Origin of the sequence: Hymenobacter sp. B1770 (assembly GCF_049896385.1) — a bacterium.
Lineage (GTDB): Bacteria > Bacteroidota > Bacteroidia > Cytophagales > Hymenobacteraceae > Hymenobacter.
Genome location: NZ_JAFCUF010000052.1, coordinates 1 through 922 on the forward strand (window position 1 = coordinate 1; position 922 = coordinate 922).

Annotated in this window: 1 protein-coding gene; it reads left to right on the forward strand. The window is 58.0% G+C overall.

All coding sequences use genetic code 11. From position 1 onward, the window contains the following. The coding region (locus tag ACP7AJ_RS21405; protein ID WP_426062275.1) for a hypothetical protein at nucleotides 1-381 on the forward strand (381 nt) is incomplete at its 5' end. Nucleotides 382-922 lie beyond the last annotated feature (541 nt).

Genomic DNA, 922 nt, shown 5'->3' on the forward strand with positions numbered 1-922 from the left:
GCGGAGCTCGAACGCGAAAAGAGGAAAGCGAGCAAGAAGCCTCTTGCCAAAGCCCCTACGGGTTCAGGCTTGCATGCCCTGGGTCGTCTCTTAGACGAACGTTACTGCCAGCTGTTGCCCAAGGGGAATGCGCGGCAAGAACAAGAATTGGTCCGTCGTGCCATCGCCAAGTTCAAGCTAACAAGCTGCTATGTCTTAGCCGAACACGAACAGTACGACCAGCAGTATGTGAACGTTGAGGTGGCGCTAAATGAAATTGTCGGCGTAGGCCATACCGCCCTCATTTTCTTTGTGCCGGGCCAAGCGGCCTACTTAGAGGGCCATTCGGTCGGGGAGCGGTACTTATGCTTGCGAGAAAGTGAGCCCGGCAGTTCGTTCTAGGCCATTACACAACTGCTTACCGTTCACAAAAACGGTCCGAAGGTAAACGCGGCCATTCAGTGTAAGGAGGGAAATAAGCAATTCTGCCCGCCAGCAGGGGACGTGTGCGCAGGTGCTCGGCCAGTTGGGCCTGTGCCACAGCGGGGGCATCGGCGGGGCACACGCGTGCCGCGAAACACTGCGAGCATCGTCCGACGCCGGGCGGGCATTCGCCCGGCAACTGCTCGAGGCTGGCGCTCACCAAGGCCAGTTCCGGGGTTTCATGATCGTACCTATACGCAAACGGCGCGGGGAGCCGGGCGGCTGCGGTCCACTGCCTAGCGCCCGCTTCGGCCGCAAACTGCCTTGCGGCCAGCAGTAAAGCAGTTAAAGGCTGATGCTTAGCTACCTGGTGACCGCTAGGCTAATACAACGCCGCCGGCCATTCCAACATCCCATGCAAATCACGGCCTCATGGCGCAGGATTTAGCCGAACCACCTCAGTTCAAGGGGAGAATCTATGATAATCACAACCTTACTTTCAACGGGTGTCATCACGCTT